We start from the raw sequence: 14,836 nt of genomic DNA, 5'->3' as shown, positions 1-14,836 counted from the left end.
AGAAATGTTCGTTACTTTGATCCACTTCCTAATTCTCAAGGGTTGATGGATTTACCATCAACTACGCCCTTTATTTGTGATTGTCGTCACTTAAATATCGTTTGTTTCGTTAGCGTTAAGATCGCGTTGCACATAGATTACGAAAAGTTCTTCTACGCTGACCGAGTTAATGTGACCGATATTACAATTTTCACATCATCAGATGAGTGGACTATAAAAAGCGTCATGAACGGGTTTTAACCTTTCTCACATTCCATTGTGATCAAAATCACTAAGAACTGGTGCAAAGTTCACTTTGTTGAGATTTGGATCACTAACCTAGCAATGGTACCCCCTCTACGCCCTCAGCCCTCCTCCTTCAAAGGATGAGAATTAGGAGGATGTTTATTCACAGAGGTAAATGCACGATGTATGGCAGATGAATTACCAAAAGACGTGAGAATTTCGTAATGAAACCTACTCAACAAAAACAATTTGACAAGAAGTCGTTCCAAGAAAGCGTAAAGAAACACCTATCTGTAACTTACGCTCATACGATTGAAAACGCAGACAGCCGCGCATGGTACCTAGCAATGGGGCATGCTCTGGCTGAATTTACTACTCTAGATTTGCTTGCGACAGAAGAAGATCCACGCATTAAAAGTGCGAAGAGCGTTAACTACCTTTCGCTAGAATTCCTTATCGGTCGTTTGACTGGTAACAACCTAATCAGCATGGGTCTGTATGAACAAGTAACAGAAGCAATGGCTGAACTGGGTTACAACCTAACTGATCTGCTAGAAGAAGAGCGCGACCCATCATTGGGTAATGGTGGCCTTGGTCGTCTGGCTGCGTGTTTCATGGATTCATGTGCGGCACAAGAATTCCCAACTGTCGGCTATGGTTTACATTACGAATACGGTCTATTTAAACAGTCATTCAAAGATGGTCGCCAGCAAGAAGCACCTGACGCTTGGCGCGGTGTAGAAGGCTACCCTTGGGAAATTGCGCGTCCAGAACTTGCGCAAGAGATCGGTTTCTACGGTCACGTTGAAGTGATTAACGAGAACGGTAAAGAAGTTCGCAAATGGGTACCAGGCATGACAGTAAGAGCAATGCCTTGGGATCTTCCAATTGTGGGTTACGAATCAGACACGGTTTACCCGCTACGTCTTTGGGAATGTCAGGCGATTGCACCATTCTCACTAGCAAGCTTTAACAATGGTGATTACTTCGAAGCTCAGCACGCACTGATCGACGCAGGTAACATCACTAAAGTGCTTTACCCGAACGACAACCACGAGAAAGGTAAAACACTGCGTCTAATGCAGCAGTACTTCCACTCAGCAGCGTCTGTACGTGACATCCTACGTCGCCACGAAGCTGCGGGCTACTCGCTAGCGGATCTACCTAAGCAAGAGACTATCCAGCTTAACGATACGCACCCAACGATTGCGATTCCTGAACTAATGCGCATCCTGATGGATGAAAAAGGTTTAGCTTGGGAAGCGGCTTGGGAAATCAGCTCTAAGACATTTGCGTACACCAACCACACGCTACTTCCAGAAGCACTAGAGACATGGCCAGAGTCGCTAATCCAGCACCTGCTACCACGTCATATGGAGATCATTTACGAGATCAACCACCGCTTCCTACAAGACGTACGTGCAATGTGGCCGGGTGATGTCGCGAAGCAACAGAAGCTTTCTATCATCGAAGAAGGTTTCCACCGCATGGTTCGCATGGCAAACCTATGTGTAATCGGCTCTTACGCAGTAAACGGTGTAGCAGCACTTCATTCTGAATTGGTTAAGAAAGACCTATTCCCAGAGTTCCACGAAATGTACCCGACACGTCTACACAACGTAACGAACGGTATTACGCCACGTCGCTGGTTGAAGTTCTGTAACCCAGGTCTGTCTCAGCTTATCACTGAGAAAGTCGGCCCAGAATGGCCAGCGAAACTAGAGCAACTTGAAGGTATTGCGAAGTACGCCACTGACGCGACATTCCAAAAAGAATTCATGGCAGTGAAGAAAGAGAACAAAGAACGCCTAGCAACTTGGGTGAAAGAGAACATGGGTATCGAGCTCGATACTAATGCAATCTTCGATGTTCAAATCAAGCGTCTACACGAGTACAAACGTCAGCATCTAGACTTGCTACACGTACTGTCTCTGTACCACCGTATTCTTAATGAACCAGGTTTTGAGTGTACGCCACGCGTTGTGTTCTTCGCAGCAAAAGCAGCACCGGGTTACCACCTAGCGAAAGAAATCATCTTCGCAATCAACAAGATTGCAGACAAGGTGAACAACGATCCTCGCATCGGTAACAAGCTGAAAGTGGTATTCATCCCTGACTACCGTGTGAGCATGGCTGAAATCATTATCCCTGCGGCTGACGTTTCTCAACAAATCTCGCTAGCGGGTAAAGAAGCATCAGGTACAGGTAACATGAAGATGGCGCTAAACGGTGCGCTAACTATCGGTACAATGGATGGTGCAAACGTTGAGATTCGTGAGGAAGTAGGCGATGAGAACATCTATATCTTCGGTCTAGATGTTGAAGGTGTGAAAGCGCTGAAAGCTCAAGGTTACAACCCATTTGATTACTACAATGCGGATCACTTACTCAAAGCGTCAATGGACTTGCTATTGGGTGAAGAGTTCACACCAGGTCAACCAGGCTTACTGCGTGCAACGTATGACAGCCTACTAGACGGCGGTGACCCGTACTTATGTCTTGCGGACTTTGCATCTTACGTGAAAGCGCACGAAGACATGAGCGAACAATATAAAGATCAAGCTGGCTGGGCGAAGAAGGCCATTCTTAATACCGCCCTTGTTGGCAAGTTCACGTCAGACCGCTCAATCCGCGACTACGTGAACAATATCTGGAAACTTGAAGCGGTGAAACGCTAATAGAACCTAGTTAAGACCAAGGTAGCCAAGCGCTACCTTTGGTCATTTTCCAAAAGAAGTTATTGATAACAATAAAACCCTACATGGAAGGTGTTGGTATTACCTTCGGAGAAAGCGATGAAAGAACAAACAGCATTAAAGAAAGTCGCGGAAATGGCGAGATTGGCTGATAGCTATGTCAGTGCTTGGGGAGATGAGGCTAAAGTGTCTGAGGAGACGCTACGCCGCTTGCTCGCTTCGCTTGGCTACGATACTAGCAGTGATGAAAAACTACTGGCTTCTGCTGAAAAGAAACATAAGAAAGACGTACTAGCCCCTGTTCTTGTTTTACGCGACGGCGAACCAGTCGAAGTGGAACTAAACCTAGGTACGAGTGCTCGTGAGAGTGAATTCAGCTGGCGTTTAGAAACAGAACAAGGAGAGGTACTTGAAGGCTATCTTCAGTCCCAAATTGTTCGTGATGAGCGTGCTGAGGGTGGCCCTCTAGTGTTTGCATTGCCAAAGAACTTGGCTTGGGGTTATCACAAACTGATCATCAGTCGTAAGCGTCGTAAAACACCTTACGAGATGTCATTGATCATTACGCCGAAAGCGTGTTTCAAACAAGACGATCTAAACCAACACAAAAAGCTATGGGGTCCTAGTATCCAGCTTTACACACTGCGTACTCAGCATAACTGGGGCATCGGTGATTTTGGTGACCTAAAACAACTGGTGAGTGATATTGCCTCTCGTGGCGGTGACTTCATTGGCTTGAACCCGATTCACTCGCTGTTCCCTGCGAATCCAGAAGGGGCAAGCCCATACAGCCCGTCTTCTCGTCGTTGGTTGAACATTATGTACATCGACGTAAGCTCTGTACCTGAATTCGCGCTAAGTGCAGAAGCACAACAGCGAGTGGGTAGTGCAGAGTTCCAACAACGTTTACAAAAAGCGCGAGACTCTCATTGGGTGAATTACACCGAAGTTTCGCAACTAAAAATGAGCGTTCTTCCGTTGCTATTCAGTGAGTTTAAAGCTCGCCATTTAGACAAAAACACCGATCGCGCTCGTGCCTTCTTGGACTTTGTTGAAAAAGGCGGCGACAGCTTGCTACACCAAGCTGCATTCGATGCACTTCATGCTGATTTACATTCAGAAGATGCAAACATGTGGGGCTGGCCAGTATTCCCTGAGAAATACCGCACATTCGACGCAGCTGGTACTCAGAAGTACATCAAGGATAACCAAGATCGTGTTCACTTGTACATGTACCTGCAATGGATCGCAGACGATCAAATCAAAGAAGCGCAAGCGCTAGCCGAAGAAAAAGGCATGGCTGTGGGTTTGTACCGCGACCTTGCGGTTGGTGTTGCAGATTCAGGTAGCGAAACATGGGCCGACGACGGTAACTTAGTGTTAGACGCAAGCATCGGTGCGCCGCCGGATGTACTTGGTCCTCTGGGTCAAAACTGGGGTCTGCCTCCGCTTAACCCTCAAGTTTTAGAAGCGACGGGTTACGACGCGTACATCAAGTTGTTACGTGCCAACATGAAGCACTGTGGTGCATTGCGTATCGACCACGTACTTGGTCTGCTTCGCCTTTGGTGGATTCCAAAAGGCGAGAAGGCGACAGAAGGTGCGTATCTGTACTACCCAGTGGAAGACATGCTAGCAATCTTAGCGCTTGAGTCGCACCGTCATCAGTGTTCTGTGATTGGTGAAGACTTAGGTACTGTGCCAGATGAAATCGTCGATATCCTACGCGATGCAGGTGTGCACTCATACAAAGTATTCTTCTTCGAAACTTCGAAAGAAGACGGTGGGTTCATTTCTCCGAAGCACTACGCAGAGCAATCGATGGCGGCACTGTGTACGCATGACATGCCAACCCTCCGTGGTTTCTGGCACTGCGATGATTTGAAAATGGGTCGTGAGATTGGCCTTTACCCAGATGAAAAACAGTTGGAAGGCTTATTTGCTGATCGCTTGAAGTGCAAGCAAGGCATTCTAGACAGCGTTCGCTGGCATGGCTATTTGCCAGAAGGCATTGGTCATGATGCTCAGTACGTGCCAATGGATTCATACCTAAGCGAAGCGCTGCAACTGCACGTAGCCGCGGGTGACTCTGCACTGCTTAGTGTTCAGCTTGAAGACTGGCTAGAAATGGATCAACCGGTCAATATTCCTGGTACGGTGGATGAGTATCCAAACTGGCGTCGTAAATTGTCGATGAACCTAGATGAAATCTTCAGCCGTGAAGATGTGAATCGTATTTCTAAACGCCTTACTGAAGTTCGTGCACAGGCGAGTAAGTAAGATGCCTAGAGTGGCGTAGATGGACGAGCTGATTACCAATTTTGTTAGCTCAGAGGTACGAAAGTTCCGTCTAGGTCACTCATTCCTAAAACACAATCCGTTAGGATGAAGTACCGTTATTATGCCCGCGACAATAGCGGGCATTTTTGTATTTTGACGCCGTTTACGCAACGAACGTGAGAAGCGGAGTCTTTTTGTGAGTTCACAACGTTGGCTGTGGAGAAACCGATGTTTGATTCAGATCTCTGGTCTTGAAAAGGATGTTGGCTCTAGGGAGAAAGATTTGAAAACCACCAAAACCAAGAAAATAAAGAAACAACACGAACGCGCATACGAACTGCTTGCTGAGGCGGCTTACTCAGATCCATTTGCGGCGCTGGGTCCATTCATTGACGACGAAGCTTCGCTGAGAGTTTGGATGCCGGGCGCAAACAAGGTTGAACTACTTGTTAATGGTGAACCTCGCGTGGCGCTTGAGCGTGATGGCGACAGCGGTTTCATCTTAAAAGAGCAACGCGATTTACACCTGACCCACTACCGTTTAGCGGTCGATTGGAATGGTGTTGAACAAATTATTGATGACCCGTACCAGTATCACAATATCTACCAAGAGTACGAGCATCTGCATACGCCAAAAGACATGTATCACTACATGGGCGCACACTTTGTCACGCTAGAACGTGGCGGTGAAAACATCTCTGGTGTGCGTTTCCTTGTTTATGCACCACATGCATCGGCTGTTAGCCTTGTGGGTTGCTTCAACCAATGGGATGGCCGTCGTCATCCAATGCAACGCCTAGACTACGGTATCTGGGGCCTATTCATTCCTGGTCTGGAAGAAGGGGTACAATACAAATTTGAGCTCAAAGGGCCAAATGGGGAAGGGCTTCCTCATAAACAAGACCCTTGGGGTTTCTACTCTGAGCAATACCCATCGTTCGCGTCCATTACTTACGATCACAAGCGTTACCAATGGCAAGATGCGAAATGGCAAAATCGCGCAGTGACGCAAAAGCGTGATGAAGCGTTATCGTTTTACGAGCTGCATGCTGGGTCATGGAAGCGCAACGAGAAAGGTGATTTCCTGAACTACCGCGAACTTGCGGAGCAGTTGGTGCCATACCTTGTGGATATGGGCTACACCCACGTTGAGCTGATGCCTGTGTCTGAGCATCCATTCTATGGTTCATGGGGCTATCAACCTGTTGGCTTGTTTGCACCAACTAGCCGTTTTGGCTCACCTGATGATTTCAAATTCTTCGTGGATGCGTGTCACCAAGCTGGTATCGGTGTAGTGCTCGATTGGGTTCCTGCGCATTTCCCATCGGATGATCATGGTTTAGCGAACTTTGATGGTACGCCTCTGTTCCATGATCCAGATCCGCGTCGCGGTTGGCACCAAGACTGGAACTCCTACATTTACGATTTAGGCCGTGAACATGTGCGTCGCTTCCTTGTCTCGAATGCGCTGTACTGGTTTGAACAATTCCATATTGATGGTATTCGCGTGGACGCAGTCGCATCGATGCTTTACCTCGACTACTCACGTAGCCACGACCAGTGGGTACCAAACGTCGATGGTGGCAACGAAAACTACGACGCAATCGCAACCTTAAAATGGATGAACGAAGAAGTGTACAAGCACTTCCCGAATGCGATGACGATTGCGGAAGAGTCAACGGCGTTTCCGGGGGTGTCTGCGCCAACCTTTATGGGTGGTTTAGGTTTTGGCTTCAAGTGGAATATGGGGTGGATGCACGACAGTCTTTCATACATCAAAGAAGATCCTGTTCACCGCAAATACCACCACAATACCATCACCTTCCCGCTGGTTTATGCGCACAGCGAAAACTACGTCTTGTCTCTCTCTCACGATGAGGTGGTGTACGGAAAAGGCTCTATCCATAACAAGATGCCAGGTGATGAATGGCAGCAAACCGCAAACCTACGAGCATACTACGGTTATATGTATGGTCAACCGGGCAAAAAGCTGAACTTTATGGGCGCGGAAATTGGCCAAACGGCGGAGTGGAACCACGATGATCAGTTGCAATGGTTCTTACTGGAATATGAGCGTCATCAAGGTGTCCAAAAGCTGATGCGAGATTTGAACCACTTGTACCGAAATGAAGCGGCGATGCACGATCAAGATTGTGTTCCTGCTGGTTTTGAGTGGCGTCTACAAGACGAAGCGGATGCGAGCATCCTAGCGCACGAGCGTATTAGTAAAGAAGGTGAGCGTATTCTGATCATCACCAACTTTACGCCCGTACCACACGAGCGCTTTCGTTTAGGCGTTCCAAATGCAGGTCAATACGAACTGCTACTGAATACAGACGATAGCAAATACGGCGGCAGCGATTTTAAAGTGCTGACCAGTGTGAAAACGGAAAAAGTTGAAAGTGAATCACTGCCTCAATCACTTGAGCTTCGTTTGCCTCCACTTTCAACCGTGTTCTACAAGCTGCACAAATAATTTAGTCTAATCAAATTCTAAGCCCGTTTTACATTGTAAATCGGGCTTTTTTTGACCTATTTTTTACCTCTAAAACTTGTTGTTCTTGATTGAATCAGGCAAGCTCACGGGTTTATTTATCATCAATCGCTAATGCATTGGGGAACTACACATGTTGAAAAGGCTTAAGTCATTTCTATTTAAAATGGTGTTGATATTGCTGATCGCCCCAGTCGTTTTGGTTGGTTTGGTGAAATATGTCGATCCACCAATATGGGGATGGAAGTTAAGCCGCATTGTTGCGCCACCAAAGAACTATCCAGACAATAGTCAACACGAATGGGTATCCTTGTCGCGCATTTCAAAAAATATGCAGTTAGCGGTGATTGCGACCGAAGATCAAAAATTCCCTCATCATTATGGTGTCGATTTCGAATCGCTATTCGACGTGATTTCCGAGGCTGGTGATAATGGTCCGTCGAGAGGCGCGAGCACCATTACCCAACAAGCCGCGAAAAATGTGTTTTTGTTTCCGTCTCACTCCTACGTTCGCAAGGCTTATGAGCTTTACTTTGCTTTGCTGATGGAGCTGATGTGGAGCAAAGAGCGCATTCTCGAAGTGTATCTAAATGTGGTTGAATTTGGTCCCGGTATTTACGGCGCTGAAGCGGCGGCGCAGAATTATTTTGGTGTCAGTGCAAAGCAACTCTCGAAGTGGCAAGCAGCGCGTTTAGCCGTGGTGTTGCCAAATCCATATCGAATCAAAGTCTATCCACAAAGTGATTACACTGCTCGCCGCACAAGATGGGCGATGAATCAAATGAGCAATCTTGGCAGCGTGCAACTTTAACTCCCTCAATCTATTGCGCTTAAATAGAACTACGCCCCTATATCAATAAAATGTGAAGCGTCACAAGCTTTAGGGCGTAGCCTTTCAGAATGATGTGCTCAGTTTTTCATCCATTTACTATTAGTGTGAATAAAAATACAACACGAATACTGCGCCTATGCGCAACCAATGGACTGAACGATGAAACTGAATCTGATTACGACTACCTTATTGCTTGCATCGGCAAGTGCCATCGCCGAGCCAAACATCACCATTTCGACCACGACCAACAGCCGTGACTTTCCTTTAAATGCAGAGCAGCCTTTGGTTGTGCCCTTAACCAAAGATGGATACACGCTCAAAATTACGGGTGTTGAAGGCGACTGTGTCGCGCCTGATGGCCAGAAGGTCAAATTCAATAAACCTATCGCGCTGAACTGCGGAAAGCCAACGGAACTGCCGTTAAAAATCCGCTTTACTGGCGATTACTCTTTTGCTTTTGATGCGGAAGCGAAAACACTGCGCTTCAAGCGTGAACCTAAGAAAGCCGCGAAGACAGAATTCAAACGCCCAATCCCACAAGTGCAATGTGAGGTTTATCAAGGCGGCGAAGTCACCATTGCGCTGGGTGACAGTTTCCCCGATGGCACCAAGTTGCGTGATGCTTACTCTGGGCAAATGGTCGAAGTAAAAGATCAGCAAGTATCGCTGACGCCAAGCAAAGATTCAGGCGGGTTGGTGCTACTAGAGCCAGTGAAGAAAACCAAAGAAGCAGTATCGTTTGATTATCGCAATGCCAACATTTACTTCGTGATGGTCGACCGTTTCAAGAATGCTGATACGAGCAATGACAACAGCTATGGACGCAAGAAAGACGGCAAAGAAGAGATCGGCACCTTCCACGGCGGTGATCTAAAAGGCGTGATCGAAAAGCTAGATTACATCAAGAGCCTAGGTACAGATGCGATTTGGTTGTCGCCAATCGTTGAACAAGTGCACGGCTTTGTTGGCGGCGGCGATAGCGGCTCATTCCCATTCTACGCTTACCACGGTTACTGGACGCGTGACTTTACCAAGATTGATGAGAACTTCGGTAACGAAGCTGATCTGAAAAAGCTGGTGGAAGAGGCACACAAACGTGGCCTTAAAGTCTTGATGGACGCAGTAATCAACCACACCGGTTACTCAACGTTAGCCGATTTGCAATTTGACGGTATTGAGGTGTTAAAACCAAACGCTGATTTACCGAATAAGTGGGGTGACTGGCAACCAAAAGCGGGTGAAAATTGGCATAGCTATCACCAGAATATTGATTACCAGAGTCCAAACTGGTCGAAATGGTGGGGCGGTGACTGGGTAAGAACAGGTCTACCGGGATACCCAGCTCCGGGCAGCAGTGATATCACTATGTCATTGGCGGGTTTACCTGACTTTATCACCGAATCAGACAAAGCCGTGAAGCCCGCGCAGTGGCTATTGGATAACCCTGGTACTCGCGTAGAGGCGCGCGACAATTACACCGTCTCGGACTACCTAATTGAGTGGCAAACTGATTGGGTGAAACGCTTTGGCATTGATGGTTACCGTGTCGATACGGTGAAGCACGTTGAAGGCGATGTGTGGAAACGCTTGAAAGAAGAGGCATCAAGCAGCCTTGAGCAGTGGCGTAAAGAGAACGGTAAGTCAGGTCAGCCATTCTGGATGATGGGTGAAGTATGGGGACATACCGCTTATCGCAGCCCTTACTTTGACGATGGCTTTGATGCGTTGATTAACTTCGACATGCAGAAGAAATTAGATAGAGGCGCGGCGTGTTTCAGCCAAATGGCAGACACTTACCAAAGCTATGCGGACACTATCGCCAGTGAGAAAGACTTTAACCCTGTGAGCTACATGTCTTCTCACGATACCGAGCTGTTCTTCTCTCGCTTCAAAGATTACGGTATGCAGCGTAACGCCGCGAATGCACTGCTTCTGAGTCCTGGTGCTGTTCAGGTTTATTATGGTGATGAAGTTGGTCGTAACATTGGTCCTTACGCGGACGATTTCCACCAAGGCACTCGTTCTGACATGGTATGGAAGCTATCTGATGAGAAGCAAGCGCTGCTCAAACACTGGCAAACTCTTGGTCAGTTCCGTAAAGCGCACCCAGCGATTGGTGCGGGTCAGCATCAAGTAATTGAACAAGAAGGCGCGTACGTGTTCTCTCGCTCGCTTGGCAATGACAAAGTCGTTGTGGCGTTTGTGGGTCGCGACAAGTAGTTAGAACTTCGTTTTAAGCCTAGATAGAAAAAGCCCTTCCTTGAGTTATCAGGGAAGGGCTTTGTTGTATTAGTTCGCCAGTTCTTGGACGATGACTTTTTCTAGCTCGTCAAACGGCACATAGCCAGGAATGACTTGATCATTAATGATCAACGCGGGCGTGCCGCGTAAACCAAGTTGCGTGAAATACTGATAGTTTTTATCAAGCAACGCCTTGGTCTCTTTGTCGTCGACAAGCTGTGCTTCTGTCCCCGTATTTTTCGCGATTTGATTTAAGGAACGTGCGTCATGTGCGCCCGGTTTTTTCACCAATAACTCATGCACTTGTTCGTACTTATCTCGCTGGTTTTGCCAAACATTTAATGCGTAACTTGCCGAGTTGTAGCCGTTTTTCTCGTATTGTTCTTTAAAAGAGACATTGAGGTTAAGCACTTTTACCTGCGGATATTCCTTACCAACTTTGACCAGCTCTCCTTCTAAACGTTTACAAAAAGGGCAGCTGTAGTCTGTTACGTTAATAATGGTTAACTCAGGGTTTTCAGCACCAAAAGAGGAATGTTTGCCATCACTTAGATATTGACGAACCTCCTTCAAGGTGTCGCCAAATGACTGTTGATACGCAATGTACTCTTGAAGGTTTTGGTGCAATGAATCAAGAATTTGAGGGTTTTCTTTTAGTATCTGAGTAACTTCCTCTAGCTTTTGTTCTGCGGTCTTTTCTGATGCGAAAGATACGGCAGGTACGATAGCCATCGTTAACGCCAAAAGTGTACGAGTGAATGTCATAATATTTCCTAAAACTTTTAAATTTCGTTGTTTGTTATGTGAAGTGAATAAAATATGTACAAAAGTCAGGCAGAAAGGTCTCTCGCCTTGCTGGCTTTATTCTCTAAACACGCAAAGTTTTAGGTGAACCCGATACTTTTCCGGTATCGGTTCTGTGTATTCCAGATAGCGAATTGCTGTGGTTGTCATCGGTAGCGCCACAATCAAAGCAAACAGAAAAAATGGAATAAGAATATGATCAAACTGATGTTGGTAAGCTTGAACCAGCTTTTCTGAAAGGTCGCAAGATGGTGATAAATTCACGCTTTCATCTTGCTGACTCTGTATTTGGTGAGCCTTCGGGCAGCTTTTCGAGAAACCAGAATTTTGGCTTAAGCATATCATCACCACCCAAAGCACGAGGGCGAGTGTCCATTTGGCTATTTTATATTGTGAGCGTAACAATGGGTCGTATAGTCCTGTTAATTCTGGTTTATACCGTTTACATATGACCGGGCCATCCTAACCTAAATTTCGTGGCTGAATGTTACTTTCGAGTTAATCGATATTGTCTCAATGCCAAAGTATGAAGTACGTCATGAATGTTGTAGAAAGCAATATTCGTCAGAATCATTTGTTGAGTTGATGAAGAAGTCGTGAGCTATCGACATAGATTAATATACCTAATTGTTAGCACAAATTTTTATTATCTTTCAATTGTGATTGGAATCATAAAACAAAACTTCATAACTGAGTCTCGATAATGTTCGGCAGGCGGATTGATTTTGATCATCTCTCTAGCACATTATTCAGGTGAACATATGTGTTAAGTTCCACATGTGTAGGTAATGTTATGAAAATTCCTGTTCAAACTGAGCGTAAAGTTACACTGGGGTGCTACGTTGCTCTGGCGTTTGCGGTTGTGTTCTTTTCTGGCCTGATGCAATCTAGCGAATGGTACGGTGTATTCGATTTTACAACGCTCAATGGCTCTTTCGGCAAGGTGGCGTATGGTGTCACCGAAACGGCTGACGGTGTGCAAGTTGCAACAACGTCGCTTCGCGGTACTGGTGGTAGCGGTGCTCGCGACGGTTTCATTTTCGCACTTACTTTGATTCCAACTGTTATGTTCGCCTTAGGTATGATCAACGTACTTGAGCACTACGGTGCACTTGAAGCAGCTCGTAAGCTTCTTACTCCTCTTCTACGTCCTCTAATGGGCATCCCTGGTAACTCTGGTCTGGCTTTAATTGCTTCTCTACAAAGTACCGATGCAGGTGCGGCAATGACGCGTCAGCTAAAAGATGAAGGTCACCTAACTAAGCGTGAAACGGACGTATTTACCATGTTCCAGTTCACTGCAGGTGCAACCATCGTGAACTTCTTCTCATCGGGTGCTGTGCTGTTCACACTGACGATGGCTGACGGCTCTCTAGCAGTAACGTCTTCTATTGGTTTAGCAGTTGTGGTGATGTTCGCATTTAAGATCATCGGCGCGAACCTGTTCCGTATCTACCTGAACATGACGGAAGGTAAAGAAGACAAGCAAGACCAAAACAAATCAGAGAACTTAAAAGAGGAGACGGCATAATGGGTGACGTTAAAGCGAAAAAACCAATGGTGACGGATATCTTCGTCGAAGGTGCTAAGAAAGGTTGGGTGATTGCGACTACCTCTACGGTTCCTAACGTATTGATGGCATTTGTTATCATCAAGGCTCTACAAATCACTGGCGCGCTGGATCTGATGGGCACTGTGTTCTCTCCAATCATGGCGGTGTTTGGTCTTCCGGGTGAAGCTGCAGCGGTATTGATCGGCGCTTGGATGTCGATGGGCGGCGCGGTGGGCGTAGTGATTACGTTATTTGACCAAGGCATCCTGAACGGCACGCACATTGCGATTCTTGCGCCTGCTATCTACCTAATGGGCTCTCAAGTTCAGTACATGGGTCGTATCATGGGGCCAATCGGTACTGAAGGTCGTTACATCCCAGTTATGATTGCAATCTCAGTATTGAACGCGTTTGGCGCAATGCTGGTGATGAATCTATTTGTCTAGGAGTGAGTCATGCAATTCTCTCTAAATGAATATCTAGAAGAGCTACGTCCGCTAATCAATGTGGATTGTGGTACTTACACTACTGATGGTATCGAGTTCATCGCTTCTCAATTTGAAGATAAGTACCAAGCGATGTCAGGTTGGAGCGTAAAACGCATCGACTGTGGCAGAGCGGGTGTTGGTCTTGAAGTTCGAAATAAGCCGGAAGCTGAGCAAATCGACGTGATGCTGATTGGTCATATGGATACCGTGTTCCCTGTGGGTACTGCTGAGCTTCGTCCAATGTCTCAAGATGCAGAGAAAGCTTACGGTCCGGGCGTCTCGGACATGAAATCTGGCTTGCTGAACATCGTATACGCGATGCGCAATCTAGACCAAGCGGTGTTGGATAAGCTGTCTATCGCTATCTGCATGAACCCAGATGAAGAAACGGGTTCTCTGGACTCTGTGGATTGGATTCAATCAGTAGCGAAAAACGCAAAGAATGTACTGGTTGCAGAAGCAGCACGTGCAGACGGCGGTTTAGTGAAAGCGCGCAAAGGCATGGCTCGCTACAAAGTGACCTTTAATGGCGTTGCAGCTCACGCTGGTAACGAGCCAGAGAATGGCCGCAGCGCAATCACTGAGATGGCGAATTGGATTCTAGCAGTCAATGCAATGACCAACTTTGAATCTGGTACCACGTTGAACGTCGGTATTATTTCTGGCGGCAACGGTGCGAACATCGTTCCGGAACATGCTGAAGCTATTGTGGATGTGCGTTTCTGGAGCAATGAAGAATACGATGATGTCGACAGCAAGGTAAACGGCATGCTGGAAACACCATTCGTTGATGGCGTGAGCATTGAGTTGGTTCGTGAAGCTTACAAGCCTTCTATGGTGCCAAGCCCACAAACAGAAAGTTTAATGACATTAGTTGAAGAAGCGGCAAGTGAACTGGCTATCGACATCAACTGGAAAGAAGTGGGTGGCGGCTCTGATGCAAACAACACGGCGATTCTTGGCGTTTCAACTTTGGATGGTCTAGGACCTATCGGTGCGGGCTTCCACAGCGTTCAAGAGTACTTGTTGCTTGAGTCTATCGAACCACGTATCAAAATGCTGATGCGTGTATTGGAGAAGATTGCTCAATAAGGCATTCTGCTTCTAAAGCTTGGTTCCCAAAGCTGTTTGTTTCCAAGGCAATAATCCCCGGACTTCGGTTTGGGGATTTTTCTATCTGTGTTTCACTTTACTATCATTTCTTGTTATTAATCTTGCGTTCAG

Annotated in this window: 10 protein-coding genes; 8 read left to right on the top strand and 2 right to left on the bottom strand. The window is 46.6% G+C overall.

All coding sequences use genetic code 11. The features are described 5' to 3' along the window. Positions 1–449 precede the first annotated feature (449 nt). The 5 genes from R7M92_RS00830 to R7M92_RS00810 all read left to right on the top strand — a co-directional run bounded on the left by R7M92_RS00830 (position 450) and on the right by R7M92_RS00810 (position 10,747). Positions 450–2,903 (top strand): glycogen/starch/alpha-glucan phosphorylase, encoded by a 2,454-nt coding sequence (locus R7M92_RS00830; protein ID WP_005374836.1) that lies wholly within the window; start codon positions 450–452, stop codon positions 2,901–2,903. A 117-nt stretch (positions 2,904–3,020) separates the two neighbouring features. Next, positions 3,021–5,201, top strand: a complete 2,181-nt coding sequence (malQ, locus tag R7M92_RS00825) for a 4-alpha-glucanotransferase (RefSeq protein ID WP_213866692.1) — start codon at positions 3,021–3,023, stop codon at positions 5,199–5,201. Between the two features lie 283 nt (positions 5,202–5,484). Further along, positions 5,485–7,677 carry a 1,4-alpha-glucan branching protein GlgB gene (gene glgB / locus R7M92_RS00820; RefSeq protein WP_241782197.1) on the top strand — a complete coding sequence of 731 codons (2,193 nt, stop codon included), beginning with the start codon at positions 5,485–5,487 and terminating at the stop codon, positions 7,675–7,677. A 151-nt stretch (positions 7,678–7,828) separates the two neighbouring features. Continuing rightward, complete coding sequence (gene mtgA, locus R7M92_RS00815) at positions 7,829–8,506, top strand: monofunctional biosynthetic peptidoglycan transglycosylase (protein WP_062855380.1); 678 nt, start codon at positions 7,829–7,831, stop codon at positions 8,504–8,506. Positions 8,507–8,686: 180 nt separating this feature from the next. Continuing rightward, positions 8,687–10,747 carry an alpha-amylase gene (locus R7M92_RS00810; protein WP_318132496.1) on the top strand — a complete coding sequence of 687 codons (2,061 nt, stop codon included), beginning with the start codon at positions 8,687–8,689 and terminating at the stop codon, positions 10,745–10,747. 69 nt (positions 10,748–10,816) lie between these two features. Here the strand turns inward: R7M92_RS00810 and R7M92_RS00805 are convergent, their stop codons facing one another. Both R7M92_RS00805 and R7M92_RS00800 read right to left on the bottom strand, forming a co-directional pair. Beyond that, positions 10,817–11,533, bottom strand: a complete 717-nt coding sequence (locus R7M92_RS00805) for a DsbA family protein (protein ID WP_318132495.1) — start codon at positions 11,531–11,533, stop codon at positions 10,817–10,819. Positions 11,534–11,629: 96 nt separating this feature from the next. Then, on the bottom strand, positions 11,630–11,917 hold the full coding sequence (locus R7M92_RS00800) for a hypothetical protein (RefSeq protein WP_049872671.1): 288 nt from the start codon (positions 11,915–11,917) through the stop codon (positions 11,630–11,632). A gap of 448 nt (positions 11,918–12,365) precedes the next feature. On the opposite strand from R7M92_RS00800, the gene R7M92_RS00795 reads away from it, so the two are divergent. From R7M92_RS00795 to R7M92_RS00785, 3 genes are read left to right on the top strand one after another with little or no spacing between them, the layout of a single operon-like run. After that, the gene (locus R7M92_RS00795) at positions 12,366–13,103 is read left to right on the top strand and encodes a nucleoside recognition domain-containing protein (protein WP_005374846.1); all 738 of its coding nucleotides are present in this window, start codon (positions 12,366–12,368) and stop codon (positions 13,101–13,103) included. Continuing rightward, a complete protein-coding gene (locus R7M92_RS00790) occupies positions 13,103–13,570 on the top strand; it encodes a YjiG family protein (protein ID WP_005374849.1) in 468 nt (155 codons plus the stop codon). Before R7M92_RS00795 ends, R7M92_RS00790 begins: the two co-directional genes overlap by 1 nt. Positions 13,571–13,579: 9 nt before the next feature. Then, complete coding sequence (locus tag R7M92_RS00785) at positions 13,580–14,704, top strand: M20 family metallopeptidase (protein WP_318132494.1); 1,125 nt, start codon at positions 13,580–13,582, stop codon at positions 14,702–14,704. Positions 14,705–14,836: the final 132 nt, after the last annotated feature.

The sequence above is a fragment of the Vibrio sp. Vb2880 genome (assembly GCF_033337975.1).
In the GTDB taxonomy this organism is placed as follows: domain Bacteria; phylum Pseudomonadota; class Gammaproteobacteria; order Enterobacterales; family Vibrionaceae; genus Vibrio; species Vibrio alginolyticus.
The sequence above is the reverse complement of the archived record's forward strand: the minus strand, read 5'-3'. Positions and strand labels throughout refer to the sequence as shown.

Coding starts and splice junctions, on each gene's coding strand:
- R7M92_RS00830 (WP_005374836.1), top strand. CDS start 450: ATGAAACCTACTCAACAAAAACAATTTGACAAGAAGTCGTTCCAAGAA.
- malQ (WP_213866692.1), top strand. CDS start 3,021: ATGAAAGAACAAACAGCATTAAAGAAAGTCGCGGAAATGGCGAGATTG.
- mtgA (WP_062855380.1), top strand. CDS start 7,829: ATGTTGAAAAGGCTTAAGTCATTTCTATTTAAAATGGTGTTGATATTG.
- R7M92_RS00810 (WP_318132496.1), top strand. CDS start 8,687: ATGAAACTGAATCTGATTACGACTACCTTATTGCTTGCATCGGCAAGT.
- R7M92_RS00805 (WP_318132495.1), bottom strand. CDS start 11,533: ATGACATTCACTCGTACACTTTTGGCGTTAACGATGGCTATCGTACCT.
- R7M92_RS00800 (WP_049872671.1), bottom strand. CDS start 11,917: ATGATATGCTTAAGCCAAAATTCTGGTTTCTCGAAAAGCTGCCCGAAG.
- R7M92_RS00795 (WP_005374846.1), top strand. CDS start 12,366: ATGAAAATTCCTGTTCAAACTGAGCGTAAAGTTACACTGGGGTGCTAC.
- R7M92_RS00790 (WP_005374849.1), top strand. CDS start 13,103: ATGGGTGACGTTAAAGCGAAAAAACCAATGGTGACGGATATCTTCGTC.
- R7M92_RS00785 (WP_318132494.1), top strand. CDS start 13,580: ATGCAATTCTCTCTAAATGAATATCTAGAAGAGCTACGTCCGCTAATC.